Source organism: Rhodococcus erythropolis R138, assembly GCF_000696675.2.
In the GTDB taxonomy this organism is placed as follows: domain Bacteria; phylum Actinomycetota; class Actinomycetes; order Mycobacteriales; family Mycobacteriaceae; genus Rhodococcus_F; species Rhodococcus_F erythropolis.
In genome coordinates this window covers 1,450,816-1,477,579 of sequence record NZ_CP007255.1, presented here as the reverse complement: position 1 = coordinate 1,477,579, position 26,764 = coordinate 1,450,816, and the positions used below count along the sequence as shown (strand labels likewise).

Annotated in this window: 28 protein-coding genes; 12 read left to right on the top strand and 16 right to left on the bottom strand. The window is 62.9% G+C overall.

From position 1 onward, the window contains the following. On the bottom strand, positions 1-843 hold the full coding sequence (locus tag H351_RS06850) for a BtpA family protein (protein WP_029256362.1): 843 nt from the start codon (positions 841-843) through the stop codon (positions 1-3). 234 nt (positions 844-1,077) lie between these two features. On the opposite strand from H351_RS06850, the gene H351_RS06845 reads away from it, so the two are divergent. Continuing rightward, positions 1,078-2,103: a LacI family DNA-binding transcriptional regulator gene (locus H351_RS06845; RefSeq protein ID WP_029256363.1), complete on the top strand. Its 1,026-nt coding sequence runs from the start codon at positions 1,078-1,080 to the stop codon at positions 2,101-2,103. Here H351_RS06845 and H351_RS06840 read toward each other — a convergent pair. From H351_RS06840 to H351_RS06825, 4 genes are all read right to left on the bottom strand, one after another. Then, entirely contained in the window at positions 2,064-3,146 is a 1,083-nt protein-coding gene (locus H351_RS06840; RefSeq protein ID WP_029256364.1) for a M20/M25/M40 family metallo-hydrolase, read from the bottom strand. The two genes, H351_RS06845 and H351_RS06840, sit on opposite strands and share 40 nt — an antisense overlap. Positions 3,147-3,172: 26 nt before the next feature. After that, positions 3,173-3,790, bottom strand: a complete 618-nt coding sequence (locus H351_RS06835) for a sortase domain-containing protein (RefSeq protein WP_029256365.1) — start codon at positions 3,788-3,790, stop codon at positions 3,173-3,175. Next, entirely contained in the window at positions 3,762-5,459 is a 1,698-nt protein-coding gene (locus tag H351_RS06830; protein ID WP_029256366.1) for a hypothetical protein, read from the bottom strand. Before H351_RS06830 ends, H351_RS06835 begins: the two co-directional genes overlap by 29 nt. Positions 5,460-5,591: 132 nt before the next feature. Further along, the gene (locus tag H351_RS06825; protein WP_019745500.1) at positions 5,592-6,164 is read right to left on the bottom strand and encodes a peroxidase-related enzyme; all 573 of its coding nucleotides are present in this window, start codon (positions 6,162-6,164) and stop codon (positions 5,592-5,594) included. A 154-nt stretch (positions 6,165-6,318) separates the two neighbouring features. Here H351_RS06825 and H351_RS06820 point away from each other — a divergent pair, with 154 nt between their 5' ends. Next, complete coding sequence (locus tag H351_RS06820) at positions 6,319-7,197, top strand: AraC family transcriptional regulator (RefSeq protein ID WP_029256367.1); 879 nt, start codon at positions 6,319-6,321, stop codon at positions 7,195-7,197. 63 nt (positions 7,198-7,260) lie between these two features. On the opposite strand, the gene H351_RS06815 is transcribed toward H351_RS06820, so the two are convergent. Both H351_RS06815 and H351_RS06810 read right to left on the bottom strand, forming a co-directional pair. After that, entirely contained in the window at positions 7,261-7,908 is a 648-nt protein-coding gene (locus H351_RS06815) for a CoA transferase subunit B (RefSeq protein WP_029256368.1), read from the bottom strand. Continuing rightward, entirely contained in the window at positions 7,905-8,651 is a 747-nt protein-coding gene (locus tag H351_RS06810; protein ID WP_007730016.1) for a CoA transferase subunit A, read from the bottom strand. Before H351_RS06810 ends, H351_RS06815 begins: the two co-directional genes overlap by 4 nt. Before the next feature lie 171 nt (positions 8,652-8,822). Between H351_RS06810 and pcaH the strand changes: the two genes are divergently transcribed. Genes pcaH through H351_RS06780 form a run of 6 tightly spaced genes read left to right on the top strand, consistent with a single transcriptional unit; the run spans position 8,823 to position 14,751 of the window. Then, the gene (pcaH, locus tag H351_RS06805) at positions 8,823-9,542 is read left to right on the top strand and encodes a protocatechuate 3,4-dioxygenase subunit beta (RefSeq protein ID WP_029256369.1); all 720 of its coding nucleotides are present in this window, start codon (positions 8,823-8,825) and stop codon (positions 9,540-9,542) included. Then, positions 9,535-10,176 carry a protocatechuate 3,4-dioxygenase subunit alpha gene (gene pcaG / locus H351_RS06800; RefSeq protein ID WP_020970942.1) on the top strand — a complete coding sequence of 214 codons (642 nt, stop codon included), beginning with the start codon at positions 9,535-9,537 and terminating at the stop codon, positions 10,174-10,176. The genes pcaH and pcaG overlap by 8 nt, the downstream gene beginning before the upstream one ends. A gap of 11 nt (positions 10,177-10,187) precedes the next feature. Next, positions 10,188-11,516: a 3-carboxy-cis,cis-muconate cycloisomerase gene (pcaB, locus tag H351_RS06795; protein WP_020970943.1), complete on the top strand. Its 1,329-nt coding sequence runs from the start codon at positions 10,188-10,190 to the stop codon at positions 11,514-11,516. Then, the gene (gene pcaDC, locus H351_RS06790; RefSeq protein WP_020970944.1) at positions 11,513-12,694 is read left to right on the top strand and encodes a bifunctional 3-oxoadipate enol-lactonase/4-carboxymuconolactone decarboxylase PcaDC; all 1,182 of its coding nucleotides are present in this window, start codon (positions 11,513-11,515) and stop codon (positions 12,692-12,694) included. The genes pcaB and pcaDC overlap by 4 nt, the downstream gene beginning before the upstream one ends. Further along, positions 12,691-13,515: an IclR family transcriptional regulator domain-containing protein gene (locus tag H351_RS06785; RefSeq protein WP_029256370.1), complete on the top strand. Its 825-nt coding sequence runs from the start codon at positions 12,691-12,693 to the stop codon at positions 13,513-13,515. The genes pcaDC and H351_RS06785 overlap by 4 nt, the downstream gene beginning before the upstream one ends. Before the next feature lie 24 nt (positions 13,516-13,539). Next, the gene (locus H351_RS06780) at positions 13,540-14,751 is read left to right on the top strand and encodes an acetyl-CoA C-acetyltransferase (protein WP_029256371.1); all 1,212 of its coding nucleotides are present in this window, start codon (positions 13,540-13,542) and stop codon (positions 14,749-14,751) included. Here H351_RS06780 and H351_RS06775 read toward each other — a convergent pair whose 3' ends face one another. Continuing rightward, on the bottom strand, positions 14,752-15,291 hold the full coding sequence (locus H351_RS06775; protein ID WP_244891455.1) for a MarR family winged helix-turn-helix transcriptional regulator: 540 nt from the start codon (positions 15,289-15,291) through the stop codon (positions 14,752-14,754). A 72-nt stretch (positions 15,292-15,363) separates the two neighbouring features. Between H351_RS06775 and H351_RS06770 the strand changes: the two genes are divergently transcribed. After that, positions 15,364-16,089, top strand: coding sequence for an SDR family NAD(P)-dependent oxidoreductase (locus tag H351_RS06770; protein WP_020909286.1), 726 nt, complete (start codon positions 15,364-15,366; stop codon positions 16,087-16,089). Here H351_RS06770 and H351_RS06765 read toward each other — a convergent pair whose 3' ends face one another. Further along, positions 16,090-16,809 carry a dienelactone hydrolase family protein gene (locus H351_RS06765; protein ID WP_029256373.1) on the bottom strand — a complete coding sequence of 240 codons (720 nt, stop codon included), beginning with the start codon at positions 16,807-16,809 and terminating at the stop codon, positions 16,090-16,092. A 46-nt stretch (positions 16,810-16,855) separates the two neighbouring features. Beyond that, positions 16,856-17,902 carry an ABC transporter substrate-binding protein gene (locus H351_RS06760; RefSeq protein WP_244891454.1) on the bottom strand — a complete coding sequence of 349 codons (1,047 nt, stop codon included), beginning with the start codon at positions 17,900-17,902 and terminating at the stop codon, positions 16,856-16,858. A 346-nt stretch (positions 17,903-18,248) separates the two neighbouring features. Between H351_RS06760 and H351_RS06755 the strand changes: the two genes are divergently transcribed. After that, positions 18,249-18,452, top strand: a complete 204-nt coding sequence (locus H351_RS06755; RefSeq protein WP_003939930.1) for a cold-shock protein — start codon at positions 18,249-18,251, stop codon at positions 18,450-18,452. A gap of 69 nt (positions 18,453-18,521) precedes the next feature. Here H351_RS06755 and H351_RS06750 read toward each other — a convergent pair whose 3' ends face one another. The 4 genes from H351_RS06750 to H351_RS06735 all read right to left on the bottom strand — a co-directional run bounded on the left by H351_RS06750 (position 18,522) and on the right by H351_RS06735 (position 22,248). After that, complete coding sequence (locus H351_RS06750) at positions 18,522-19,250, bottom strand: Clp protease N-terminal domain-containing protein (RefSeq protein WP_029256374.1); 729 nt, start codon at positions 19,248-19,250, stop codon at positions 18,522-18,524. Between the two features lie 70 nt (positions 19,251-19,320). Further along, positions 19,321-20,106: an alpha/beta fold hydrolase gene (locus H351_RS06745; RefSeq protein ID WP_029256375.1), complete on the bottom strand. Its 786-nt coding sequence runs from the start codon at positions 20,104-20,106 to the stop codon at positions 19,321-19,323. Between the two features lie 83 nt (positions 20,107-20,189). Continuing rightward, complete coding sequence (locus H351_RS06740) at positions 20,190-21,182, bottom strand: ABC transporter substrate-binding protein (protein ID WP_029256376.1); 993 nt, start codon at positions 21,180-21,182, stop codon at positions 20,190-20,192. A 427-nt stretch (positions 21,183-21,609) separates the two neighbouring features. Beyond that, the gene (locus H351_RS06735) at positions 21,610-22,248 is read right to left on the bottom strand and encodes a DUF2461 domain-containing protein (protein WP_003939783.1); all 639 of its coding nucleotides are present in this window, start codon (positions 22,246-22,248) and stop codon (positions 21,610-21,612) included. 80 nt (positions 22,249-22,328) lie between these two features. Between H351_RS06735 and H351_RS06730 the strand changes: the two genes are divergently transcribed. Further along, entirely contained in the window at positions 22,329-23,180 is an 852-nt protein-coding gene (locus tag H351_RS06730; RefSeq protein ID WP_020970954.1) for a mechanosensitive ion channel family protein, read from the top strand. Between the two features lie 94 nt (positions 23,181-23,274). On the opposite strand, the gene codB is transcribed toward H351_RS06730, so the two are convergent. Both codB and H351_RS06720 read right to left on the bottom strand, forming a co-directional pair. Beyond that, complete coding sequence (gene codB / locus H351_RS06725) at positions 23,275-24,606, bottom strand: cytosine permease (RefSeq protein ID WP_020970955.1); 1,332 nt, start codon at positions 24,604-24,606, stop codon at positions 23,275-23,277. Continuing rightward, on the bottom strand, positions 24,603-25,067 hold the full coding sequence (locus H351_RS06720) for a nucleoside deaminase (protein ID WP_003940577.1): 465 nt from the start codon (positions 25,065-25,067) through the stop codon (positions 24,603-24,605). Before H351_RS06720 ends, codB begins: the two co-directional genes overlap by 4 nt. Before the next feature lie 175 nt (positions 25,068-25,242). Between H351_RS06720 and H351_RS06715 the strand changes: the two genes are divergently transcribed. Then, positions 25,243-26,763 carry a PucR family transcriptional regulator gene (locus tag H351_RS06715; protein WP_223257826.1) on the top strand — a complete coding sequence of 507 codons (1,521 nt, stop codon included), beginning with the start codon at positions 25,243-25,245 and terminating at the stop codon, positions 26,761-26,763. Position 26,764 lies beyond the last annotated feature (1 nt).

The following is a 26,764-nucleotide window of genomic DNA, read 5'->3' as shown; positions in this document are numbered from 1 at the left end:
TTACTTTCCTGCGGCCCGGGACACTTCGCGGACCTTCTCGCCTGCGACCCGTCCCCACCAGCGTCCATTGTCCTTGACCGAGGATGCAACTATGGCGCCGTCGCATTCCTTCATCAGCGCTGCGACATTGGCAGCCGTGATGCCGGATCCGATGATCACGGGAAGAACGGTGTTGTCTCGGATCACGGAAACCTCGTCGACCGAAGCGGCGTCACCGGTGCGCGAACCGGTCGCGATCAGGACATCTGCATCGAAGAACTCGGCGTCTTCGGTCTGTTCCGCGACGGTGCGGTCCGCAACAATGGCATGCGCACCATGCTTGACGTGCACGTCAGCGAAGATCCGGACCGGGTCGGCGCCGATGCGATGGCGAAAGCGCGTCGTCTTGGCCGCCTGACCCTCGATGAAGCCCTCATTGGCAATGTAGGCATTGGCCCACTGATTGACGCGCACAAAACTCGCGCCTGCCGCCCACGCCGCGGCCACTCCGCACTCGCCGGCGTTGGACAGGATGCTGACGCCGACGGCCTTGCCGAACTCGCCGACCACCGCTGCCGTGATGACTCCCATGCTGGCGGCGGTTTCGTATCCGTGTTCGCCGGGCTTGAGGAACGGTATGTCCCAGTGATTTTCGACGATCACACCGTCGAAACCGTTGTCGACGTACGCGTGCGCTTCCTCCACAGCGAAGCGAGCAATTTCCGAAACCGGCTGCCCGGTGTAGTGCGGGCTGCCCGGCAGAGCAGGGAGGTGGATGGCCCCGATGAGAGAAGGCGTGCCGGTGAACATCTCTGCCAACGCCGAGGGCTTGGGCGGAAAGACTCCGAGCGGTGATGCGGTCACTTCAGCTACCCCATTCCATGCGCAAGATTTGCGCTGTATGTCCATGCACAAGATCTGCACACGATGTAATCGATTGCCTTGATGAATTAGCAGGTTATGCGATCAACACCGGGTTGTGTCAAGGATTTCACAATTCGAATTTGTAAACGATTGCCTCAATCGCGTTACATGCGGGACACTGGACCGTGCGGTTCGATAACCTCGGACCCGAATCGAGCAGAAAACGGGGGACGCATGCGCAAGGCGACCATTCGCGATGTCGCGGAACTGGCCGGGGTCTCGACTGCCACCGTGTCGCGGGCACTGTCCGGATCCCGCCCTGTCTCGGACGAGCTTGCAGCGACGATCAAACGAGCCGCGGATTCTCTCGGATACTCGGGAAACATCATCGCCAGCTCACTGCGTCGTAATCGGACGGACACTGTCGGCATGGTGGTTCCCAGTATCGCGAATCCCTTCTTCACTTCGCTGGTGGTCAATGTCGAACACGTCCTGGCTCAGCGCGGCCTACAACTGTTCCTGTGCGATTCTCGTTCCGATCCCGACGTGGAAGCGCAGCGGCTCAAGTCGCTCGTCTCGCGGCAGGTGGACGGAATCATCATCAGCCCGTGCCACGGCGAATTGAGTGCCGAAGCAGTACGAGCCAGCGCAGCAACGCTTCCGGTCGTTCAACTGGACCGGTTTGCAATGGATACCCAGACGGACTGGGTCGGTGTCGACGACGACGCCGCTCAATCACTCGTGATGGAGCATCTGTCCGAGCGCGGCGCGCGATCGGCTGCCTTCATCAGTTCCGAGCTGACCAATTCGTCGACCGAACTTCGCCGGGCCGGATTCTTCCGCCATGCGGATCGAATGGGAATCGAAACTCGTGACGAGTGGACACAACTCGGCGAGTATTCGATCGAATGGGGACGCACGGCGTCCAACACCATCCTGACCGGCAAGACTCGCCCCGACGCCTTGGTCTGCGCCGACGACCTGATCGCGCTCGGTGTGCTGCAGACCTGCCAAGCATTGGGCATCGACGTCCCCGGCGACGTTCTGGTCACCGGTTTCGACAACATCCCCTTCTCCGAACTGTGCAATCCGCCGTTGACCACGGTCGGACAGCCGCAGGAGAGAATCGCGGAAGAAGCTGTGCGACTTCTGGATCAGGCGATGAACAACTCTTCCGAGTCGACAGCCCACATTGCGCTTGCTCCTGAACTGATTGTCCGTCAGTCCACCGTCGGCCAAGCAGCAGCCACCGCACCGTAAGCCGCAATGGCATCGTCCAGTTCCGAGACCTTGACGCTTTCGTTGGCCGCATGCATCAACGAGGGAGTGCCAGGGCCCCAGATCACGACGGGAGCGCCGGGGGCGGCCGCTGCCAGCACCGAAGCGTCGGTGAAGTACGAAACCGGTTCGGTTGCAACAGGGATCGGCAAGGTAGCCAACCACGGATCCGACGCGTCGGTACGCACACCTCCCAGGTGAATCGACGTCTCCACCGAGTCGACTTCCGGTTGGGCGCGCCACCATGCAAGCAGGTCTGCGCCGTCTCCCACCGTGCGGTGATCGATCACCGCACGTGCATTGTCCGGCACGATGTTCGGAGCCGAACCGCCGCCGACCAAACCGAGGTTCCAGGTTTCAGCGCCCAGAAATGCGTCGGACGACAGCGGAAGCTCACGCCGAGCTCGATCGACGACGTCAAGCAGTTTGAGGACAGCGTTAGTTCCTCGCTGCGGCGTACTCCCGTGCGCGGCTTTTCCTTTGACGGACACTTCGAGCCACAGTGCACCGCGGTGCCCCAGGTTGATGCGATTGCCGGTCGCCTCGGGAACGATGACAGCCCCGACCTCGAGATTCGCCACGGCGTCGGCCGAACGAACGGCCCCGAGCGATCCGATTTCCTCGTCGCTCGTCAGCAGTAGTGCGACCGGGACTCCACGTTCGAAAGCGTCGACAACCGCGGCAGTAGCGGCAACAAGGCCGGCCTTCATATCCGATGTCCCTCTGCCGAGGAACAATTCGCCGTCGACCTGTGCGGCGTACGGGTCGAACTCCCAGTCGGAGACAGTGCCCACCGGCACCGTGTCCACGTGGCAGGCGAACAGGAGTCTGGCTGCCGAGGGTGCAGCTTCGTTGGTGATCAAGGCCCAGGGATGATTGCCGGTCAGGTCTGACTCGACCTTCGCCTGTGGCGCACGTGAGAGAACCAACGAGACAATCGAATCCATCGCCCGCCGTTGAGGAGCGGCCTCCCCCGAGACCGTGTCGAGAGCTACCAGTTCCGAGAGAAGTCCGAGGGAATCCATGTCCCTATTCTTGCACTGCCACGGATTCAGTGCGCTGCCAGCTGGGCGATGACGACGTAATTGTCGTCGGTCGACTCTCCTTCGACGACATCACAATTGGCGAGGATCAACCGCCCGGGAACTGATTCACGCAACTCGTGAGTGCCCAGCAGCGAACCTTTGTGCAGCGGCCCGACTGTTTCGACGTCGTACTCGAGTGTGCCGTTCGGTGTAGCCAGGAGAATTCGATCGCCCGGCTCCACCACCCGGAGCGCCCGGAACGGTGCTTCGCGAGTGGTGTAGTTGTGCCCGACGACAACAACGGTCTGTGTGGTCGACGTTCCCGGCATTCCGCTCTCACCCCACCACACCGGCAGTTCGTCGACGGGATTCAGTTGCTGCCCACTCTCGCCGCCGCGCATCAGTTTCTCCGAGTGCAACGGACTGCTCAGGTACGTGACCCCGGATGCAGACCTCAACTCGATCCGCTCGGGTTCTGCCGGATCGACGGTCACCGAAGCCGGTGCAGCCGCGATATGCGACTGCACCGGCGAGCGGTCAGGTAGCGATCCCGCGTTCTCGCCCGAACATCCGGATACGAGGAGGGCGAGGATCGCTACCGCCGAGAGACCGAGGCTACGCAGACGTGTTGCCCGGGCCGTCATGACGCTTGCGACGAACAACCACCGTCGTAGCTGCTGCGGCGGCAGCGCCCACGACTCCGACGCCGATCAGTACAGCCGGCAGGTTGGAACTGCTGCTGCCGCTGGTACTGCTGCTTGCAGTGTCACCGAGAGCAAGTTCGACGGGGGGCAGGCTTCCTGCAAGTGCCGGATCGCCGTCGGCATCGGTGACGTAGTAGTCGACGACGTCGAAGGCGCCCTTGTTGTTGTAGTAGCCGACCAGCTTGACGCCGGTCTTGTTCACTACAGCGGTGGTCTCGTCGACCTTCGTGACCCCGGAGCCGTCGTCAGTGTGCTCACCGATGATCACTTCACCGCCGACCCCTGTTCCGTTGTCGATCTCCTTCTCGCCCTTTGCCTTGAGCTCGTCGACGATCTTCTGCGCTGCATCCGCTTCGGCCTTTGCGGCGGCTGCAGCGGCCTGAGCTTCCTTGGCCTTTGCTGCTGCGGCGTCGGCTGCGGCCTTCGCGTCTTCGGCGGCGAGGTAGAGATCCTGCGCCTTCTTGCTCGCCGCTTCGGCAGCTTCGGCCTTCTTGGCGGCTTCGGCAGCCTTTTCGTCGGCAATGGCTCGCTTGTCGGTGGCAGCCTCGCCCGCAGCATCGGCTTCGGCCTGGGCCGTCTCCGCGGCCTTCTGCGCAGCGTCGGCGTCCTTCTGTGCGGAAGCCGCAGTAGCCGCCGCTTCATCTGCGGCCTTACGGGCGGCGGTAGCAGCTTCTACCTCGGTGGCAGCTGCGGACTCGGCTGCCTTGGCCGTGGTTTCAGCGGCGGTGGCCACCTTCTGAGTTTCCTTGACGGTGATCGCGAGCTGCTTGGCGTTCCATGCGGCGGCCAGCGCCTGAGCCTTAGCGACGGCTGCCTTCGCGAAATCCCAGTTCTTGAAGGCTTCCTCGGCTTCCTTGTTCTTGTCCGCAACCAGCTTGGCGTTTGCATCCGCGGCAGCCTTCGCCTCATCGGCTTTGGCTTGCAGAGCATTAGCCTCGGCGCGCGCCTTTGCTGCCTCTTCGGTCTTGGGCCCCGAACCGGCGGCCTTCGCAGCTTCCTCAAGTTCAGCAGCCTTGGCTGCGGCCGCGTCTGCTTCTGCCTGAGCTGTTTTTGCTACCTCTTTCGCATCGGCCGCCGCGGACTCCGCAACCTTGGCTGCCTCTTCAGCTTCCTTGGCGGACTGTTCCGCGGCCCCTGCCTCCGCCTTGGCCTTGGTCGATTCGACCGCCGCCTTGGTTGCCTCGACGCTCGCCTGAGTCATTGCCTCGGTCGCCTTCACCGAAGTGTCTGTCGCTGCGGACGAGTCGACCCCTGCCGTCGCGGCTGCTTCGGCGGCCTTCGCTGCCGCGTCGGCTGCTGCTTTGGCTTTTGCTTCGGCTTCCGCCAGTGCTGCGGCGTCCGTAACTGCGGTTTCGGCACTGCCCGCGCCCGCGACCCCGGCTTCAACCTTCTCGGGTGTGGTCTCGGTGCTCGTCGCCGCGTCGGCGTCGGTGGTGGCAGCTGCCTCTTCCTCTGCGCAGGTCACCAGCGGATCGGCACTCGGGGTACACACGGTTTCGGGCTCTGCCGATGCAATTCCTGTGCCGCCCACCGCCAATCCGAGAGCTAGTACGGCACCGGCGGCCGCAGAGCGGACCCTCCGAGAATGGGCGATGGACTTCTCCGACATAGCGCTCAACCTTTCGGCCTTCTTTACGAAGACGGCAATTCCGGCGTGGACAGCCTTTACTTCGTCGGCTGAGTTCCAGACGTTACGACCGGTCGGTCCGAAAAATTGAAGCTTATGTTCGAGTCGCAGGAATCAGGACCGCGGAACGCGCCCCATCAGGTAGAACTCCGGATTGGGCAGCATGCCGGAGAAGCTCGCCATGCGATTGCTCAGCCCGAAGAATGCAGTGATCGCGGCGATGTCCCACGCGTCCTCGTCGCCGAAGCCGTGCACACGGAGGGTGTCGAAGTCGACGTCGGCGATTTCGTGCGAGGCGGAGTTCACCTTGGTGGCGAAGTCGAGCATCGCGCGCTGACGATCGGAGATCTCTGCGGTGCGATAGTTGACCGCAACCTGGTCGGCAACCAGCGGCTTCTTCTCGTAGATACGCAGAATCGCGCCGTGCGCGACAACGCAGTACGTACATTTGTTGGCCGCAGAGATCGTGGTGACGATCATTTCTCGATCGCCCTTGGTGAGTGCGGAATCTTCCTTGAGCATGATCGCGTCGTGGTATGCGAAGAATGCCCGGAACTCGGCTGGCCGCCGAGCGAACATCAGGAAGACGTTGGGCACGAACCCTGACTTCTCCTGGATCTCGAGAATCCTGGCGGCGATGTCCTCGGGCACCTCGGTCAATTCAGCCTGCGGAAAACGGGTGCTCACTGTGCCTCCTGGTCAACCATCGATGTTCGATTCAAGATAATGATGATTAACTGAGTTGTCCAGATGCATTTCCTGCCCTACTTTTTCGGGCACGGATAGTCGGATACGGCCCAAGTGATCTGCGTAGCGTAAAACCCGTGAACAGGAAGACACGATGATCGACGGACTGAACCGCGCGCTCGACTACATCGAAAACAATCTGAGCGGCGAGATCGACACAGCCGAGATGGCAAGGCTGGCAACCACCTCGGAGTATCACTTTCGGCGGATGTTCTCGGCCCTGGCCGGCATTCCCGTATCCGAATACATCCGTCGACGTCGACTCACCCTGGCCGGTGCCGAGTTGTCCGTCAGCAGATCAGGAGTGTTGGAGACCGCCGTGAAGTACGGCTACTCGTCCGCGGAAGCCTTCACACGAGCGTTCACCGCATTTCACGGCGTGAGCCCCGGCACGGTCAAACGCGCTCCCGCCGTTCTCAAATCACAACCGAAACTTGTCATTCATGTGACGTTGGAAGGAGCCACACCGATGGACTACATGCTTGTGGACAAACCTGCCCTGACGGTAGTCGGGTTCAAGACCCGGGTTCCACTGGTTCACGAAGGTCCCAATTCTGCGATCGAAGATTTCACCCGCTCCGTGGACAAAGTTGCGTTGCGCGGGTTGCGCGAGCTGTCCGATCAGGAACCGGCGGGAATCGTCAGTGTCGTCGACAATTTGGCGCATCCCAGAACCGAAGGCACAGAACTGGATTACTACCTGGGAGTGGTCACCGGCAAACCTTCACCCACGGGTTTCGATGTGCTGACGGTCGACGCACACACGTGGGCCGTGTTCACCGCCGACGGGTCGGCAATCGAATCTGTGCAGTACTTGTGGCGAGATATCTACACGGAATGGTTCCCGGCCAACCCTTTTCGCTCCGTACCTGGTCCCGAGATCATGCGTACCGAATACAACGACGATTTCACCGTCGCACGGTTCGAGCTCTGGATTCCGGTCGAGAGCGAGCTGAACGACGTCGGGGCGTAAAACAGCCGCCGGGTCGGATGGAAGTCACGACCCGGCGGCTGAGCCATCAGATGAAACATACTGTCAAAGAATCAGTTTCGCTCCGGTGGTAGCAACCACGTCGTCGACGCTGATGCCCGGCGCCGTCTCCACCAGGCGGAGACCGTCGTCAGTCACGTCGATCACGGCCATGTCGGTGATGATTCGCTGGACGCAGCCCTTACCGGTCAGCGGAAGCGAGCACTCCTCGACGATCTTGTGCTCACCCTTCTTCGAGACGTGCTCCATCATCACGATGACGCGCTTTGCGCCGTGGACCAGATCCATCGCGCCGCCCATGCCTTTGACCATGTGGCCGGGGATCATCCAGTTCGCGAGGTCTCCGGTGGCACTGACCTGCATGGCACCGAGCACGGCAACGTCGACCTGGCCGCCGCGGATCATGCCGAACGACGCTGAGGAGTCGAAGAACGACGCACCCGGGAGAACGGTGATGGTCTCCTTGCCCGCATTGATCAGCTCGGGATCGAGTTCGTCCTCGGTCGGGTACGGCCCCACGCCCAGAACGCCGTTCTCCGAATGCAATACAACGGTGATGTCGGTCGGGAGGTAGTTCGGAACCAGCGTCGGCATACCGATGCCGAGGTTCACGTACTGCCCGTCCTCGAGTTCTCGCGCGACGCGGGCCGCCATCTCTTCGCGGGTGAGTTTGGTGGGTAGTACAGAAGTCATGCTCGTACCGTCCGATTCTCGATGCCGACCGTCACGGGGCCGACGTGGACAACACGCTGAACGTGAATGCCCGGCGTGTGGATCTCGGCAGGGTCGAGCTCACCCGGCTCGACGAGGTGCTCGACCTGCGCAATGGTGATGCGCCCCGACGTTGCTGCAGCCGGATTGAAGTTCTGGGTACTCGCGCGGTAGACGAGGTTGCCGTGCCGGTCACCTTTCCAGGCGTGGACCAGCGCATAGTCGGCGACGATGCCGCGCTCCATCACGTAGGTGACGCCGTCGAAGTCACGAGTTTCCTTGGGCGGACTGGCAACTGCGATGCCGCCGTTGCCGTCGTAACGCAGTGGCAGGCCACCGTCGGCGACCTGGGTGCCGACGCCGGCCGGGGTGAAGAACGCGGGGATGCCCGCTCCCCCGGCGCGCATGCGCTCGGCGAGCGTGCCCTGCGGCGTGAGTTCGACTTCCAGCTCGCCGGAAAGGTACTGACGCGCGAACTCCTTGTTGGAGCCGACGTACGAGCTGACAGTACGACGGATACGCCCCTTCTCCAGAAGCACTCCGAGCCCGAACCCGTCGGTGCCGCAGTTGTTACTCACCGTTTCGAGTGATGTCGCGCCCTGCTCTAGGAGCGCATCGATGAGGATTTCCGGCACTCCGACGAGCCCGAAACCTCCGACAGCGATCGTGACGCCGTCCGGCACGTCGGCGACGGCCTCGGCAGCAGTGGGAATGACTTTGTCCATCATGTCGATCACAGTAGCGCGGTGCGTACGTATTGTGAACCCCCGTGCGCATCACGAACATTTTTCGCCCCCGACATTGCCTGGGTCACATCTACGAACTATTCTGTTCGCAGAGCGCAACACATGTACACATTGCGAACAACTTCACGTAACCGAACGACGAGGTTCCCTATGCTGCATCTACCGCCGAGGTACCAGCGGCCGACTGGCGTCAACGCCCCGGCCGATTTCGCGGACTACAAGACCACTTCTCTTCGCCACCCGAAGCAACCGCTGAAGCTGCTCCCCCAGCGCCTCACGGAGCTCACCGGGCCGGTATTCGGCGAAGATCGCGTCGGCGCCGGCGAAAACGACCTGACCATTGCCAACGGCGGCGAAGCACAGGGACAGCGCATCGTCGTTCACGGCCGTGCACTCGACGGCGACGGAAAGCCGGTCCCCCACACACTGCTCGAGGTGTGGCAGGCCAACGCCGGTGGACGCTACCGCCACACCGGCGACAACTGGCCCGCACCGCTGGACCCGTTCTTCAACGGGCTCGGTCGCTGCGTGACCGACGCGAACGGCCACTACAGCTTCACCACGATCAAGCCGGGCGCCTACCCGTGGATGAACCACGACAACGCCTGGCGACCGGCCCACATCCATTTCTCGCTGTTCGGCACGGCATTCACGCAGCGCCTCGTGACGCAGATGTACTTCCCCGACGATCCGATGTTCTTCCAGGACCCGATCTACAACGCGGTACCCGAAGCAGCACGTCACCGCATGGTCAGCGTCTTCGACTACGACGCCACAGTCCCCAACTGGGCTCTCGGGTTCCGCTTCGACATCGTCCTGCGCGGCCGTAATGCCTCCGTATTCGAGAACGAGGAAGACCACGATGACTGATCGCACCGCGAAGCCCGCACCCACTTATCCGGTCGTCCCCGGCGACTTCACCACCGCCCCCTTCGGGGTCACGCCCTCTCAGACCGTCGGACCGTACTGGCACATCGGCCTCCCCTGGACGGACGGCCCCGACGCTGCCCCGAGCGATACCCCCGGACGAATCACGCTGGCCATCACGGTGATCGACGGCGCCCGTACACCCGTCGCTGACGCGATGATCGAAACATGGCAGGCCGATACGCTCGGGCGCTTCAACCATCCGGACGATCCCCGCGGTGCAGTGGACCTCACTCCGGCTGGCTTTCGCGGATTCGCCCGCAGCGCAGCAGATTCCACCGGTACCGCACTGGTCCACACCGTCAAGCCCGGAGCGCAGCCCACTGAAACGGATGCGGACGAGGCCCCACACGTGAACGTGTCGGTCTTCGCTCGCGGCATGCTCGACCGCCTGGTCACCCGCTTGTACTTCCCCGAGGACGCCGGCGCACATGCGACAGATCCGGTGCTGTCCTCACTGAGCGAAACCGAACGCGCGAAGTTGGTTGCAACCAAGGTCGACGGTGGGTACTCCTGGACGGTCTATGTTCAGGACGAGGACGCGAACGGCGTCGAGACGCCCTTCTTCGAGCTGTAAGAGGAGTACACATGCCCACTCGCGGCGCACTGTTCGATCCGGTGTTCGGGGCCACCCGGGTATCGGAGCACCTGTCCGACCAGGCGTGGGTCACCGCGCTGCTCGACGTGGAAGCCGCACTGAGTTGTGCGATGGCCACTGTCGGGTTGGCCGACGGGGAACACTGCGCCGCGGTGGCGACCGCCGCAGCTGAACTCTCACAACCGGGCGGCCTGGACATCGTGGCGCTCGGCCGCGCGTCGGCCACCGGCGGAAATCCCGTCATTCCGCTGGTGAAGATGCTGCGCGAAAGGGTGGGACAGGAAGGTGTGCCTGCCTCCGTGGTGCACCCGGGCGCCACCAGTCAGGACATCATGGACTGTGCGCTGATGCTGTTGACGCGACGCGCGGGCACAGTGGTTCTGGCCGACCTGACCCGCGCCGCCGATTCCGCCGCCCACCTCGCCCGCATCCATCGCTCTACTCCGATGGTCGCGAGAACCCTGGGACAACAAGCACTTCCGACCACCTTCGGGCTACTGGCATCGAGTTGGTTCACCGCACTCGACGCCGCAGCGATTCGTCTCGAAATCGTGCTGTCCACGTTGCCGGTTCAATTCGGCGGAGCCGCAGGAACACTCGCTGCGTTGTATCCCGACGGGCTCAGGATCGCGGACGCGCTGGCCGACGAACTCGGTCTGGCCAGGCAGGTCACTCCCTGGCACACCGACCGCGTGACCATCGCAGAACTCGCGACCACACTCGGTATCGTCGCCGGCGCCGTTTCCAAGCCCGCCACCGACATCACCGTCATGGCGTCCACCGAGCTGTCCGAGGTCGCCGAGAGCGCTCCGGGCGGCTCATCGGCCATGCCGCACAAGCAGAATCCGGTTGCCGCGATCACCGCCCGCGCAGCAGCGCGACGTGCTCCCGCACTGGTGGCCACAGCCCTGTCGAACATGGATCACGAATTCGCTCGCGCCGCAGGCCCCTGGCACGCCGAGTGGGAAACCGTCACCGATCTCCTGCGTCTGGCAGGCGGAGCAGCGCACCAGCTTTCCGTGAGCCTCACCGGCCTGCAAGTACACACCGAGTCGATGGCTCGTAATCTCGACATCACCGGTGGCCTGATTCTCGCCGAGCGTGTCACCAAGGCCCTGTCCGCACACACTGATCGAGCACGCGACATCGTCACCGCGGCAGCCACTTCCGGAACCAGGTTGGATCGTGATCCCGCCATCGCAGAGCACCTGAGCGAAACCGAGATCGCCGAACTACTCGACCCCGCACACTATCTGGGCCACGCCACCGATCTGGTCGACCGCGCCCTCGCCGAACGCCCCACAGGAGGATCTCGATGAGCGTCGCGCTCAACTTTCAACAGACCGGCAATCCCGATGCCCCGGCAGTGGTTCTCCTGGGTTCACTCGGATCCGATCTGTCCATGTGGCAGCCGCAGATTCACGCGCTGTCGAATCGCTACCGCGTCATCGCCGTCGACCATCGCGGCCACGGCAAGTCACCGGTGCCTGCGGGCCCCTACTCCATTGCCGATCTCGCCGGCGATGTCATCGCTCTCCTCGATTCGCTCGAACTCGAGTCCGTACATCTCGTTGGGCTCTCCCTCGGCGGCGCTGTCAGCCAATGGATCGCCGCGCACCACCCCACTCGCGTCGAGACGTTGACGTTGATGTGCACGTCCTCGCAGTTCGCCCCGGCTCAGCCGTGGATCGATCGTGCGCAGGCTGTCCGTGCGGACGGCATCGCGTCCATCGCGGCCGCCGTCGTCGGACGCTGGTTCACGCCGGGACTGGCCGAAAACGATCCGGAGCTTGTCGCCCGCCACGTCGCGATGGTCGAAGCCACACCCGACGAGGGTTATGCCGCCTGCTGCGAGGCGCTTTCGATGTGGGACGGCCGCGCCGACCTGGCCCGCATCGTCGCTCCGACGCTCCTCGTCGCGGGCGAGCAGGATCCGTCGACACCTCCGGCGACGTTGAGCGCGATCGCCGACGGTATCGCCGATGCGGTACTGCACGTGGTCGATCCCGGCGCACACCTCGCCAACGTCGAACAGGCCGGGCGCGTCACCAAACTGCTTGCAACGCATATTGCCTCGCACACATCTGCGCTCGCCCAACGTAGCGCCGCGGTATCGGCAGGTATGACCGTACGACGTCAGGTCCTCGGCGACGCCCACGTCGATCGTTCCATCGCCGGTGCCACCGAATTCACGGCCCCGTTCCAGGACTTCATCACTCGCACGGCGTGGGGCGACATCTGGTCACGCCCCGGCCTCGATCACCACACCCGCAGGCTCCTCACTCTCGCGATCCTCACTGCCGTCGGCAACGAACACGAACTCGACATGCACATTCGCGCTGCGCTGCGTGCCGGGATCGATCCCGACGAACTCGTGGAAGTATTTCTCCATACCGCGGTTTATGCGGGTGTGCCGAACAGCAACTTGGCTTTTGCGCTGGGAAAGCAAGCACTCGCAGACCTCTCGGCCGAACCTGAGGAGAACGAGACAACATGAGTGAGAACAGCAGCGAGCAAGCGCCGGGACCGTCACCGGACTACGTGCAGTCGCTGGCCCGTGGGCTGTCCGTCATCAAGGCTTTCGACGGTGAGCACCCGCGTCGCACCCTCAGCGAGGTTGCCAGGCACACCGATCTCACGCGTGCGACCGCTCGCCGCTTCCTGCTCACACTCGTCGAACTCGAATACGTACGTACTGACGGTTCAGTGTTCTGGTTGACGCCGCGAGTCCTCGAACTCGGCTACAGCTACCTCTCCAGTCTGACCCTTCCCGAGATCGCCGGGCCGCATCTGGAAGCCTTGTCCGCCAAGGTCCGTGAATCCACGTCCGTGTCGATCCTCGACGGTGACGACGTCGTGTACGTGGCCCGTGTTCCGGTCAGCCGCATCATGACGGTTTCCATCACCATCGGCACGCGCTTTCCCGCGTACGCCACATCCATGGGTAGGGTTCTGCTCGCCGGCTTGCCGGACGACGCCCTGGACGCCTACCTCGCCCGAGTGTCCTTCGCCCGCCTGACCGGCAAGACCATCTCCACCGCCGACGGTCTGCGTGCCGAACTCGAGAAGATTCGCGCCGACGGATTCGCGATTGTCGATCAGGAACTCGAAGAGGGTCTGCGCTCGCTCGCCGCACCCATCCGGGACGCAACCGGTGATGTGGTCGCGGCTGTCAACATCTCCACCCAAGCCGCCCGCTACAGCGCCGAAGCTGTTCGCGGTGAACTGGTTCCGGCCGCAGTCGCCACCGCGGACGCCATCTCCGTCGATCTCGGACGTACTCAGTCGTCCAACAATCACTCGGCAGCCACTCGCTGACCGGGCATACCCAAGGAAGAACCAATGCCTGACGTTGTCATCTGTGAACCGCTCCGTACCCCTGTCGGCCGCTTCGGCGGTGTCTTCCGTGACGTAGCCCCGGAAGATCTCGCCTCGACGTTGATCGCCGAACTCGTCACGCGTACCGGCATTTCCGGCGCGGAGATCGACGACGTCATTCTCGGCCAGGCTTCGCCGAACGGTGAAGCTCCGGCGATCGGACGCATCGCGGCGCTCAACGCCGGTCTGGGCGTCGATGTTCCCGGCATGCAGGTGGATCGCCGGTGCGGGTCGGGATTGCAGGCAATCATCCAGGCCGTCATGCAGGTTCAGTCCGGTGGCAGTGATCTGGTCCTCGCGGGTGGTGCCGAGTCGATGAGCCAGGCAGAGTTCTACGCAACCGGTATGCGTTGGGGTGTCAAGGGTGAAGGTGTTGCGCTCAGCGATCGTCTCGCGCGCGCCCGCGTGACAGCCGGCGGACGCGACTTCCCGGTTCCCGGCGGAATGATCGAAACGGCAGAGAACCTGCGCGCCGAGTTCTCCATCAGCCGCGAAGATCAGGACGCACTCGCGGTGCAGTCGCATCAGCGTGCCGTTGCCGCACAGAAGAACGGCGTCTTCGCCGAGGAAATCGTTCCGGTATCCGTTCCGCAGCGCAAGGGTGAGGCCCTGCTCGTCGACACCGACGAGCATCCGCGGGCCGACACTTCGATGGAATCGCTTGCACGCCTTCGTCCCATGCGCGCAAAGATCGATCCGGACTCCACCGTGACGGCAGGTAATGCCAGCGGCCAGAACGACGGCGCAGCGATGGCGATCGTCACCACCTCAGACAAAGCCCGCGAACTCGGACTGCGTCCCCTCGCACGCCTGGCAAGTTGGAGCGTTGCCGGAGTTCCCCCGCGCACCATGGGCATCGGTCCCGTCCCGGCGTCGGAGAAGGCACTCGGCCGCCTCGGATTGACCTTGGCGGACATGGATGTCATCGAACTCAACGAAGCCTTTGCGGCACAAGCACTTGCAGTCCTGCAGAGTTGGAAGCTCGAAGCCGACGACCCGCGCGTCAACCCCAACGGCTCCGGCATCTCCCTCGGCCATCCGGTCGGTGCCACGGGTGGACGAATCCTGGCCACCCTGTTGCGCGAGATGGACCGTCGCGAAGCACGTTACGGCCTCGAGACGATGTGTATCGGCGGCGGGCAGGGCCTGGCTGCAGTGTTCGAGCGCCTGTCCTGATCAAGCCCCGACGTGCGCGACGCCAGGGTCACCGAGTTCGCCGCGTAGACCGTCGAGAAAGACACGCAGCAGTTCGGTGAGTTCGGTCTGCTGCTGCTCGGTGAGAATCGACGTCAGTTCGGCTTCACGGCCGAGGACTCGGTCCACCAATTGCTCCACCAGTTCGTGACCGGCGGCAGTGAGGGTCACGAGCACTAGTCGTGACCCTTGCGCGGCGGAGGACCTCTCCACCAGACCCGCGTTCTCCGCGCGCGCGAGTCGCTGCGAGATCGCACCGGCCGTGACTCCGGTCTGCTCGGTGATCTGGCGAGTCGTCAACTGATACGGCTCGCCGGATCGGCGCAGGACACTGAGTAGGTCCAGCGTGGCTGTGTCCGCACCGGCCGAGGCGAGTACCCGTCGGCGATCCTCACCGAGCAGCTTGGCGCACATCCACAGCCTGGTCACAATGCCGATACCCTCTACGGGCGTGCCCGGCCTTTCACGAAGCCAGGCCAACGCAACCGCGTCCACTGCGTCGTCCGGGTTGTAATCGCCCACCACTGCACACCTCATTTAGCTCTAAATGATACGTTCGTCGTATAGGTCTAAACGTAGCTCACGGAGGTAGGCATGACACGCACAGTTCTGGTAACCGGCGGCGGAACAGGGATCGGGCGCGCAGTTGCAGCGGCGTTCGCCCGAGACGGAGACACAGTTTTTGTCACCGGCCGACGCACGGAACCACTCGAAAAGACCGCGGAGGAGCTGGGTTCCGATGTTCACGCCTTGACGTGTGACAACTCCGACCCGAAAGACCTGAAGCGGCTGCAGGATTCGCTTCCGGGAACCATCGACGTCGTGGTGCACTGCGCCGGTGGCAACACGGACTTCGATCGCGAAGCACCGTCAGATCTGGAATCCCTGGCCGCCGGGTGGCGTGCGAATCTGGACTCCAATCTCATCTCGGCAGTGCTGACTACAGCCGCAGTTCGCGATCGAATCCCCAGCGGCGGTGCCGTCATCACCATCGGATCGATTGCCGCCGACAAGGGCGCGGGCGCGTACGGCGCTGCCAAAGCCGCAGTTGCGACGTGGAATATCGATCTGGCCGCCGAACTGGGGCCCGAAGGCATCACCGCGAACATCGTCTCCCCCGGCTACATCGCCGACACCGAGTTCTTCCGAGACTTTCTGACGGACGAGCGTCGCGCGATGCTGATCGAGTCCACCAGCACCAAGCGCGCCGGAACACCGGACGACATCGCATCAGCCGTTCACTTCTTGGCCTCACCTGGCGCCCGGCAGATCACCGGTCAGGTATTGGCAGTCAACGGCGGTGAGAGAACCAGTCGCTGATCAGGCCAGGTGGCGCTCGAAGAACGAGTCGATTCGCTTCCAGGCGTCCTGCGCTGCAACAGGATCGGGACCGATTCCGAGGATGCGCTCCAACGGACGGAGCACCTTGGGTCCGGCCTCCGCGTCGTTGAGGAACGCGTGGCCGGCGGTGGGGTACTCCTTGACGTCGTTCTCGATACCGGCATTGCTGAGCGCCGTCTCCAGTTTCGCTGCCGCACCGCGGAGCGAGAAGTCCTTGCCTCCGAAACTCCCGACGATCGGGCACGCATCCACCACGGCCTCATCGAGTTTGCGTGGAAGCTGACCGTAGTTGACCGAGGCAGCGTCGAAATCTCCGGCGCTGACCATCGCGAAGCCGCCGCCCATGCAGAATCCGATGACACCGATCTTTCCGGTGCAGTCCGGGGATTCCACCAGCCAACTGCGAGCGACTTCGATGTCGGTGAACGCCTTGCCGTGTCCTCGAAGCATCGACGTCATGGTGGGCACGAGGCACCGCTTCGCCCCGCCCGCGCTGTAGAGGTCGACAGCGAGCGTCAGGAATCCCGCAGAGGCCAGCCGCTTCGCTTGCCGCTGCATCACCTCCTCGAGCCCGAAGGCCTCGTGAATCATCACTACCCCCGGCCACGGGCCGGGGGTAGTGGGGGTTTCGAGTATCGCTCGCAGCGGTTGTGATCCGCCGACAACTGCGGCGCGGCCAGTCAGATCTATGTCCACCATGTTTCGATGCTAGGCCGACGCAGGGTCCGTACGCTCGGAAGCGAGGTCAGGGGAGTTGTTTTCCCTGGCCCGCCGCAAGCCCGGTCAAGACCTCGGCGAGCTGCGGCAAGGCGTACGGCGCGCTCAGTGGACCGAAATTGTCGACGAAGGCATTCGAGAGCAGAAGTTCGACCGGCGCATAGGCTCGCGCCTTCACCGCGGGGAGGTTCTGGAAAACTGCGAAGTTCTCCAACCTCGTCGTCGCTTCCTGATCAGAAGCGAGGCTGAGCAAAATGTCTGCGGGTGCTAGTACCTCCGCCTGCTCCATCGACAGCGCAGTCATCTGCTCGGCGTTGTATCCGCGATAGTTGAGTCCGAGTTCGCGCAGCAGAACCCCGGGCGCACTGGCATCCCCTTGCACATACAACTGATCGCCGTACATCGAGCCGATCATGATCGTCTTGCCACCCAAGCCATTCAGCGAAGCGGCGGTGTCGGAGATCAGGGCGTCGGTCCGGGCGATCGCTGCAGCAGCGGCCTCGTCGACAAAAGCGGCCTGCCCGACCGTGGCGACGCCGTCACGCCACGAGGTGGTCCAGTCCAGCGCGATGACCGGCGCGATCTGGCTGAGCCTCTCGGCTGCCGGTTCGAGATAGGTCTTCATTCCGATGATGAGATCCGGTGAGTAGCGCGCGATGATTTCCGGGCTGATTTCGCCTGTGGTGTCGAAGCTTTCGAGATCGGCTATTCCAGCGGTGCTCTGCCAAGGCAGTGCACCGCGGTCCCACGCACCCGTATTGCCGTAGGCGACTGGGTGAACGCCGAGAGAGAGCAGGAATTCGAGATCCGTGAAGTCGCTGGCAACAACGATCCTTTCCGGCTTCCCCGAGATCGTGGTGGTGCCGAGCGCATTGATCACCTCGCGTCGTTCGCCGGCATCAGCGGCATCTGACGTAGTCGAACAACCCGCAAGGATGGCGGCCGCTGCCACCGCACCGACGCCGAAGAACCCACGGCGACTGAGCTGGTCCACCAGTTCAGACGTCGTAGATTCACAAATCGTTCCGTACATGTATGCACTCTCCTTCTCGGCTGCTGCGCGCGCCGAGGGCACAGCGAATGAGAGGTTAGCCCACCCTCATCTTCCATAGGGTTCCTACGTTTGCGATTCCGAGAGATCGGAGCGATAAATATGGACCGTTCTCGAGCGGACAAGTACCTTCCCGCTGATCTATCACCGCAGGCAGTTGGGCGAGCCACCAGTCCCTGCCTTCGGCGATCGGGTCGCTCCAGCGTCGAAAATCAGTCGAAGATCAGTTGCCATTCCCTGCTCGAAAGCTTCCGAATTACCGTCTTTTGCACGTCGCCCACCGTTCGACTTGCGCGGCGTGGGAGGATAGACACATCGAGATCGGGACTTCGATGTGAGGGCCCGGATCGAGTTTGTAGGGAGTATCGGTATGGCACAGGGCATCGTGAAGTGGTTCAACGGCGAAAAGGGCTTTGGTTTCATCGCTCCCGACGACGGAACACCGGACGTGTTCGTTCATTACTCTGAAATCTCGGGCAACGGCTACAAGTCGCTCGACGAGAACCAGCGTGTGGAGTTCGAGGTTGGCCAGGGCCAGAAGGGTCCTCAGGCCACCAATGTGCGCGCTGTCTAATCAGTGACACAAGAAGAGGGCCGCACCCGCAAGGGTGCGGCCCTCTTCTGCATCAGATTCACCCCTGAATCACTGATCCTGAATGACGGCCAACGCTCCCACGATATTCGACTCCGCAACCGACTTCGAGAATCCGAGATCAGCCAGAACACCTGATCCGTCTTCGAGTTCGAGCAGCGCGAGCAGGATGTGCTCGGTTCCGATGTAGTTGTGGCCCAGACGAAGAGCCTCACGGAACGTCAGTTCCAGGACCTTGCGCGCGCGAGCGTCGTACGGAATAAGTTCTGGCAGTTCGGAAGTCGGAGCCGGGAGTACACCGGCCACTGCAGCTCGGACGGACCCGAGCTCCACCCCCTGCGCCACTATCGCCTTCGCAGCCAACCCGGCAGGCTCCTCGACAAGCCCCAGGAGCAGGTGCTCGGGCTGGATCTCTGCGTTACCGGCAGCGCGGGCTTCGTTCTGCGAGGCCATGACGACGTTCTTCGCCCGGGGAGTGAACCGGTTGAACCCTTCGTTCGGATCCATCGGCTTCTGATCACTCGGCGCCTTGGGAACAAAACGCTTCTGCGCAGCCTGCTTCGACACACCCATGCTCGCACCGATCTCCGTCCACGACGCCCCCGACCTGCGCGCCTGGTCGACAAAGTGGCCGATCAGGTGATCTGCAACTTCACCGAGATGATCAGCGGCGATCACGGCGTCGGAAAGTTGGTCGAGCGCGTCGGTGTGCACCTTCTTGATCGCGTCGATGAGGTCGTCGAGTCGAACCTTGTTGGTCATTTCCACTGGCTTGCTCATGCGTCAACCATAGGTTGACGCAATCGGAAACGTCAACCCTAGGTTGACGATCGTTTTCGCCGCACAGCGATTAGCCGGAAAAGAACTCACGCAGAGCCGGGACAATAGCGTCGTCGGCAACGCCGTGACCCTGACCGGGGATCTCCAAAGTCTTTGTCCCCGAGACTTTTGCAGCGATTCTCGTCGCCGAGGCAGGTGCCCATTGACCACTGTCACCGCCGTACATGACCAATGTAGGGACGGTAATGGAGGCAAGCCAGTCGAGCGACTGACAGCCGTGATCACACACGGCGACGTCGTAAGGCAAGGTGTGCGCGATGGCGCACATGTCAGGCCAATCGGCACTCCGCTTGATCTCGTCGACCATCTCCGGGGATGCACCGGTCAGATCCAGAAAACGCGTCACAGCACCTTCCCTGTCGCCGGCCGCGATCAACCGCTTCAGGTCACTTTGGGCAGTCTCGTCACGCTGGTCGTCGTCCATGTACGGCGGCTCGTAGACGGCGAGCTTACGCATCGGAACGGCCTGCGCAGCGGCTTCCAAAGCCAGCGCAGCACCCGACGACAATCCGTAGACCAGCGGCGTTTCACCAGTGGCAGCGACGACCGCTCGCAAGTCCTCCACCTCGGCGTCGATCGAGAACGCGCGACTGTCACCGCTGTCCCCGCGTCCGCGCCTGTCGTACGAGTACACCGTGAAGTCCGCCGCCAACGCAGCAGCGAGAGAATCGAACCATCCTCGATCGCAGAACGCTCCGGCAACCAGAACCACTGCTGGTCCGGCACCGGAGCGTTCGTATGCGATGGTCGTACCGTCGCGGGATTGCACTACCGCTGGGGATTGCTCTGTTTGCACGTCGATCTCCTCGGGTTTGGTCAATGCCTACCTGATTAGACCGCCCGCGTTACCGAAACTCATCGGTCCGATCGGCAGAGGCTTCAGCTGATCTTGTTGTACAGGGCATCCCAACCCTGTGCCACGTACGAAATCGTGTAGATCGAACCGTAGAACGTGGAGCCGCCCAGACTGGTGACGTTGCCAGCCTGCACTGCCGGGAGTCGCTGCCACAGCTTGCTCGCCACCAATGCCTGGTACGCGGCACTGTCCTCGTTTTCGGTGATCATGAAGCCGTCGACGCCGGCCAGCACATCGAGGCCTTCGAGGCTGACGCCACCCTCGGGATCGAGGCCCGCCGAGGTGGCAGTTTTGCCACCGATGTCGCCGAGCGTCATGTCGCTGGGCTTGTCGCCCTTCTCGGACGTACGGATGCTCGTGACGTACAGCGTGTTCGTGTCTGGCATGAACGAGACACTGGCAACGGTTTTGGACGCAATCTTCTCGGCATGACGACTGCGGATGTCGGAAATCAGATTGTCGTAGTCGAGCGTCAATCGATCGAGTGTGGCCGTTCGACCGAGCCAGCCCGACAGCCGCGAGAGGTTTGTACGCCAGTCGTCGGTGAACTCGGTCGTCAGAACCGGTGCGATGGTAGACATCTCGGCGACCGGCCACCACTCGCTCTCGTAGTTGAGGCACACGATCAGGTCGGGCTCGAGCGCCAAGATCTGTTCGCGGTTGGGGATCTCCGACAGGAACGGCACCGACGAATCGATAGGCACCCACGGTGTCGCCTGGGCGTACGTGTAGCCGACGAGCGGAAGTTCCAGAGCCACAGCAGGTTCCAGATCGAGCCGCGAGTCGATCGCGACAACCCTCTTCGGATTGACGGGAATGTCGTAGGTACCGAGAGGTGTCGTCACAGAACGCATTTCGGTTTCACCCGAACTGCTCCCGCTGTCACCGCAGGCCGCCAGGAACGCGCCCAGTCCGGCGATCCCGGCACCGAAGCCGAACTGCCGACGTGTGAGGTCCGAAACGAGGCGGTTGTCGGAGTAGCCCTCGGGAAGCAAGAGCGTGGATTGAGCGGGCATGCGTGTCGAACCTCCAGAAGAAATGAATCATCCACTGTTGCGAGCGGATAAGGATGCCCTAACAGCGTACGCAGGGAGGGTCGTCGCGATCGGCCCAGAAATAGTCGAATCAGGCCAATTCGCACCCCTTACTTGTCGAGTTTGCGCATCTCGACGAAGTAGACCGCACTGAACGCGAGGTAGGTGCCGACGATTCCGAGGACCGAGATGATCAGGACGAGAGCGAGAAACATAGCCATGATGGTCTCCACTGACACGGGTTGTTCACGATGTCGATCGAGAGAAAATGGCTTCGAACTGCGGCGCTGCGACTCGAAGCGGGGCCGAAACTTTCGGTTACACACACCACGCTAGCCCCAGGCGTCTCGAGTTTCGATGAACTCGAGGTGAACACTCCTACGGCTACGTCACACTTTCTGTCGGACGGTCAGTTCGGTCCGAGCACCTGTCCGGACCATTCGACCAAGGGCGTCAGTGCGCGCCACGCTGTGCGAACTTCCTTCAATGTCCTGGCGCTGTCCAGCCACGACGGGCTTGGGTAACTACGACCGGCAGTCAGCGACTTGTGACGCAGCAATTCGATCCGCGGGTGATCGACCGTGTATCCGCGAGGTGCCGTCTTGAGCTTGTCGCCGCCGATCGTGAATCCGGCCTTCTCGACGGAGGCCAGGATCTTCTCGAGCTCCGGCCCTCGAACGTCGTCGTCGACAGCCGCACGATAACGCGCGATGGTCTCCGAACTGCTGGCGTAGAAACCACCGGCCACCATCAACCCTGCCGCGTCGATCTGCACGTAGTAGCCGCAGCTCTCGGCGAGACCGACGAACGCTCCCTGGTGCGTCTTGTACGGGATCTTGTCCTTCGAGAATCGAACGTCACGATATGGCCGAAAGAGCTTGGCCGTGCCGAATTCGTCCTCCAACGCCGCGGTCAACGACGCCATCGGACGACGAACCACTTCGTCGTACGTCTCCTTGTGCGCTGCCCACCAGGTCTTGCTGTTGTCGGCCTCCAGGTCTTCGTAGAAGTCGAGTGCAGCAACGGGTATGCCAGTGAACGCAGCCATGGCGTAAGCCTAGCTGCCTGTACGGCTTTGGACCGCCTGCCCTGCGACGATGCCCGGATCGGCCGGAATCCGTAGAATGCATGGGGATGATTTCCGAAATACAAGCATGGGAACTGACCGACACCAACCGAGACTGGCTGATACACCGACCCGTCGAGATCGCGATCTACGTGGCGCTCGCAGTCGTTCTGCGCTTCGCACTGCACCGCGGGATCGATCGAATGTCGAAGCCTCGCAAGTCTCCGAATGCCAAGGTGAACGAGCGCCGATCGCAGCGAGCCCGGACCATCGGTTCGGTACTCAAATCGACGGTGTCCATCGTCATCCTCGTCTGGTGTGTGCTGCAGATCCTCGGCATCCTCGGGATCAACGTCGCGCCGTTCATCGCATCCGCCGGCGTCATCGGTCTTGCCATCGGTTTCGGTGCACAAAACCTGGTGCGTGACTTCCTCTCCGGCATCTTCATGTTGCTGGAAGATCAGTACGGTGTCGGCGACGTCGTCGATCTCGGTGACGCGGTCGGCACCGTCGAAACAGTGGGCCTGCGTGTCACCACGATTCGAGATGCCAACGGCACCTTGTGGTACTGCCGCAATGGCGAAATCCTGCGAGTGGGCAACATGAGTCAGGGTTACGCCACTGCAGTTCTCGATCTCCCGATCGCCCACAACGCGAACGTGCACAAAGCGTGCGAGGTGGCGACGCGCGCTGTCCTCGAGGCGGCGGAGTCCGAACCGATCAGGGCGGACATGATCGACAAACCGGAGATGCTGGGAGTCAATTCGGTTACTGCCGAGGCAATTACCATTCGAGTGACGGCGCAGGTCAAGCCTGGGCGCCAGTGGGCAGTCCAGCGCGCATTTGCACGCTCGGCGCTGACTGCGTTCGAAGAGCAGGGAATCGAGGCACCTTACCTGCCTGTTCTGCGCTGACGGTTGAGACGGAATCGTCTGCCCTTTCCATCAATTACGCGAGCCCCCGGCGGGGTCGAAACCACCGGGGGCTCGCTGGTGCCTGACGCACGATTCAGACGGTGGAGGTCGAGACCTCCCGATCTGCCGAGCTGTTGCCAAACACCCTGTGCAGGAACATCGTCAGAGCAATTGCTGCCACGATTCCGATCAGCGGCGGGATTCCCACCTCGAACTCACCGGAAAGCCAAGCGAGGAAGGCTGCGACGGCATAGACGGCGAGGTTTCGCCAGTGGACCGGCTGCGGGGTGTAACCCTCGGGAATGCCGCGCCGCCACCGGCACAGGAAGTCCGCGATGATCACACCGCCCAATGGCGGGATGAACGTTCCGAGCAGGCTCAGATAGTCGACAAGATGGTTGTGCACACCGGTCAGAGCGAGCGCCGTGCCGATCACACACCCACCGATGACGAACGGGGTCTTGCGGGGCTTTCTGAACAGTTCGGCGCCGGCCACCCCGAAGGCGTATGCGGTGTCGGCGTTGCTCTTCCAGAGGTTCCCGAACAGCAAGACCAGGCCCCAGCCGACAAGCCCGAGGTTGTAGAGAATCAGTACGAAGTCACCTTCGTGGAACGTGATGGCTCCGATGGCACCGAACAGGATCATCAATCCGTTTCCGAGGAGGAACCCGATAACGCAGGCCCACACCGCTTGTGATCCGGAACGGGCAAACCTGGTCCAGTTGGGCGCTTGCGTTCCCGCCGATACAAACGTGCCGACCACAGTGGTGATTGCGAGCGCGATCGTCATGGTCGTCTGCGGTTGAACCGAGACCAGGCCGGAGAACCCACCGACTTCCTCGAGGGACCGGAATACGACCCAGCAGGCCAACGCCAGGATCAAGGGCGTCGAGACGAGCGAGACCCAATACATTCCGCGGTAGCCGTAGCAGGCGGTGATGCACATCAAGATGCTCGCCGCGATCATCACCGACGCCCGCGCGAGATAGGAATCCCAGCCCAATGCCTGCGCGGTGAGATCGCCGATCGTGCCGATGATGACTCCGTACCAGCCGATCTGGGTACCGCCCAGCAGGATCGAAGCGAGCTTGGACCCGCGGGTGCCGAAACTGTAGCGCGCCATCACAACTGTCGTCAGCCCGGTTCGGGCTCCGACGAACCCCATCATGGCGACGTAGACCCCCAAGATGGCGGATCCGGCGGCGATCACCACCATCAGTTTCCAGAACGAGAACGCGGTACCGAGCGCTGCTCCGGCCAACATCGTCGGTGTGAAGATGGTGAACCCCAGCAACACCACCGCGAGCGAGAAGAACGGCTTTCGCGCATGAAGCGGAACCGGAGTAACGGGATAGTCAGGATCGACCGGGGGGCCTGCGCTCTCCGAATCGCCTGCGACCGTGGCAGGTTCGACGGCGCTGCTCATACAACTTCGCCGATGTCTTCGAGCCACAGGCTCGGGCGCTCGGCCAGCATGCGGTCCATCAGTGCCACACACTCCGCGTCGTCGACGACGTCGACCTGAATTCCGCTGCTGCGCAACCATTCTTCCGACGCCTCGAAGGAACGATTTTCGCCGACTACGATTCGAGGGATCTCGTACAGGCGCGCCGTTCCGGCGCACATGAAGCACGGTGACAAAGTCGTGTAGAGGACACACTCGCGATACACCGAGGCCGGCAGTCGTCCGGCGCGCTCGATGCAGTCGGTCTCTCCATGACGGATGGCGCTGTTCATCTGGACCCGGCGGTTGCGTCCGACTGCGAGAACCTCGCCGCGGTGAATCAGCGCCGCGCCGATCGGCACGCCGCCCTCCTCCCAACCGATCTTCGCCTGTTCGATCGCAAGTCCGAGAAAATACTCATCGGTGTGTGCCGGGTGGTTCATGTGCGCTCCTGGAGTCTGACCAAAATCGTCGATTGTGGCTCGTGTCACAATCCGACCATGGTGGTAACAGCCCGACAAGGGACAACCTGTCAGTTCGGCAGAACTAGCTCTATGACGAAGTGCCCCCTCGGCGGACGATATAGAAATGCTCCCGACTCTGCGACAAGTTCTTGCGATGCCCTCGTTCAAGGCCGCCGCAATCGAGGTGCTCGCGGGCGACGTCGATACCGCGGTGGTCCGCTGGGTCCATTCGTCCGAGGTGTACGAGATGGGTGGGCTGCTGTCCGGAGGTGAGGTCCTCCTGACCACGGGCCTCGGTCTGCACGGGCGATCTCCCGAGCAGCTCACCGCCTACATCGACCAGTTGGCGGACGCGGGATGCGTCGCGCTCGCGATGGAGGTCGGCCGCTCGTTCCTCACGGCCCCTCCCGAACTCGTCGAAGCATCGCGCCGACGCGGGCTCGCGTTCTTGGCCCTGCACGCAGTAGTGCCCTTCGAGCGGATGGTCGAAGACTTTCACGACCTCATGCTCCGCCGCACTCTCGGTTCGGCACAGGCGGGCGAGCCTGTCTGGCAAGAACTTCTGAGTCTCGTGGTGGCAGGCCAGGGTATGACCGCGCTGCTCGACAAGGTGTCACGACTCGCGGGGTGCGGCGTCGATCTCCTCGACGCGGATGGCAGAACCGTCGAGCGCAGCACAACCGGCGCAGAGCGATCCGAGACCGAACGCACGATCCACGACGTACGCGGTCCGACGAACTCACTCGGTCGACTTGTCCTGTGCGGGCCCGCAACTACACGCCGAACCGCCGTCGCAAACTGCGCCGCCGTCGCGGTGGCTCTGGAACTCGGCCGTCACGGCGATCTCGGCCCAAGACAGTCACTCGCCCAATCGGTGATCACCGACGTGGTGGGAGGTGTGCTCACATCGCACGGCGACTTGTCCGAACGACTGACAGCGGCCGGGTGGACGCCGTTGTCGGAGGGGCACCACGTCCTCGTCGCCGCTGTCGACATCGATCGGCAAACGCCGGTTCGAGAGCTCGCTGACCAAGTACGCGACGCCGTGCGGGCCGTGCTCGGCTCCTGTGTCGTCGGGACTGCGGCCAATCACGTCATCGTGCTCGCGCATGGGTGGGCGTCCGCATCCCCCGCTCGAGTGCGGACTGCGTTCACCGAAGCCGACGAGCTGCTACGCCGCGGGCCGGGCGGTTCCGCGGTACGCACGCTCGGAGTGGCGACGCCGGTCGAGGATCTGTCGGGCGTCGGGGCGGCGGTCGCGCAAGCTCGCGAAGTCGTCCAGATCGCGCGGCGTTTCGGCACCCGGACCGGAGTGATCCTCGCGAGGGACGTCGGCGTCCAACGACTGCTCGCCGCCGGCACGACACCCGCTTCCTTGTCCTCGTTCGTCACGGAGCAACTCGGTTCGCTGATCGCTTACGACACAGCACATTCCGCCGACCTCGTCCGGACACTCGACGCGTACCTCGCACACCGGGGCGGCAAGGCGAGAACCGCGGATTTCCTCGGCATTCGGCGCCAGTCGCTCTATGCACGGCTCACTCGTATCGAGAAGCTGATGGGAGTTTCCCTCGACGATCCGGCGCAGGTGGTGTGTCTCGGGCTTGCACTGACCGCATGGCGCATGCGTACCGGCCTTGACCCACAAGCTGCGTTCGAGCGTCTCCCCGGGTGAG

What these genes read in the sequence shown, in the direction of transcription:
- codB (WP_020970955.1), bottom strand. Translation starts at nt 24,606, where the DNA reads ATGAGCAGCGCCGTCGAACCTGCCACGGTCGCAGGCGATTCGGAGAGC.
- H351_RS06740 (WP_029256376.1), bottom strand. Translation starts at nt 21,182, where the DNA reads ATGCCCGCTCAATCCACGCTCTTGCTTCCCGAGGGCTACTCCGACAAC.
- H351_RS06835 (WP_029256365.1), bottom strand. Translation starts at nt 3,790, where the DNA reads ATGACGGCCCGGGCAACACGTCTGCGTAGCCTCGGTCTCTCGGCGGTA.
- pcaH (WP_029256369.1), top strand. Translation starts at nt 8,823, where the DNA reads ATGCTGCATCTACCGCCGAGGTACCAGCGGCCGACTGGCGTCAACGCC.
- H351_RS06780 (WP_029256371.1), top strand. Translation starts at nt 13,540, where the DNA reads ATGCCTGACGTTGTCATCTGTGAACCGCTCCGTACCCCTGTCGGCCGC.
- pcaG (WP_020970942.1), top strand. Translation starts at nt 9,535, where the DNA reads ATGACTGATCGCACCGCGAAGCCCGCACCCACTTATCCGGTCGTCCCC.
- H351_RS06810 (WP_007730016.1), bottom strand. Translation starts at nt 8,651, where the DNA reads ATGGACAAAGTCATTCCCACTGCTGCCGAGGCCGTCGCCGACGTGCCG.
- H351_RS06785 (WP_029256370.1), top strand. Translation starts at nt 12,691, where the DNA reads ATGAGTGAGAACAGCAGCGAGCAAGCGCCGGGACCGTCACCGGACTAC.
- pcaB (WP_020970943.1), top strand. Translation starts at nt 10,188, where the DNA reads ATGCCCACTCGCGGCGCACTGTTCGATCCGGTGTTCGGGGCCACCCGG.
- H351_RS06755 (WP_003939930.1), top strand. Translation starts at nt 18,249, where the DNA reads ATGGCACAGGGCATCGTGAAGTGGTTCAACGGCGAAAAGGGCTTTGGT.
- H351_RS06815 (WP_029256368.1), bottom strand. Translation starts at nt 7,908, where the DNA reads ATGACTTCTGTACTACCCACCAAACTCACCCGCGAAGAGATGGCGGCC.
- H351_RS06820 (WP_029256367.1), top strand. Translation starts at nt 6,319, where the DNA reads ATGATCGACGGACTGAACCGCGCGCTCGACTACATCGAAAACAATCTG.
- H351_RS06830 (WP_029256366.1), bottom strand. Translation starts at nt 5,459, where the DNA reads ATGTCGGAGAAGTCCATCGCCCATTCTCGGAGGGTCCGCTCTGCGGCC.
- H351_RS06765 (WP_029256373.1), bottom strand. Translation starts at nt 16,809, where the DNA reads ATGGTGGACATAGATCTGACTGGCCGCGCCGCAGTTGTCGGCGGATCA.
- H351_RS06720 (WP_003940577.1), bottom strand. Translation starts at nt 25,067, where the DNA reads ATGAACCACCCGGCACACACCGATGAGTATTTTCTCGGACTTGCGATC.
- H351_RS06750 (WP_029256374.1), bottom strand. Translation starts at nt 19,250, where the DNA reads ATGAGCAAGCCAGTGGAAATGACCAACAAGGTTCGACTCGACGACCTC.
- H351_RS06770 (WP_020909286.1), top strand. Translation starts at nt 15,364, where the DNA reads ATGACACGCACAGTTCTGGTAACCGGCGGCGGAACAGGGATCGGGCGC.
- H351_RS06735 (WP_003939783.1), bottom strand. Translation starts at nt 22,248, where the DNA reads ATGGCTGCGTTCACTGGCATACCCGTTGCTGCACTCGACTTCTACGAA.
- H351_RS06845 (WP_029256363.1), top strand. Translation starts at nt 1,078, where the DNA reads ATGCGCAAGGCGACCATTCGCGATGTCGCGGAACTGGCCGGGGTCTCG.
- H351_RS06715 (WP_223257826.1), top strand. Translation starts at nt 25,243, where the DNA reads ATGCCCTCGTTCAAGGCCGCCGCAATCGAGGTGCTCGCGGGCGACGTC.
- pcaDC (WP_020970944.1), top strand. Translation starts at nt 11,513, where the DNA reads ATGAGCGTCGCGCTCAACTTTCAACAGACCGGCAATCCCGATGCCCCG.
- H351_RS06730 (WP_020970954.1), top strand. Translation starts at nt 22,329, where the DNA reads ATGGGGATGATTTCCGAAATACAAGCATGGGAACTGACCGACACCAAC.
- H351_RS06840 (WP_029256364.1), bottom strand. Translation starts at nt 3,146, where the DNA reads ATGGATTCCCTCGGACTTCTCTCGGAACTGGTAGCTCTCGACACGGTC.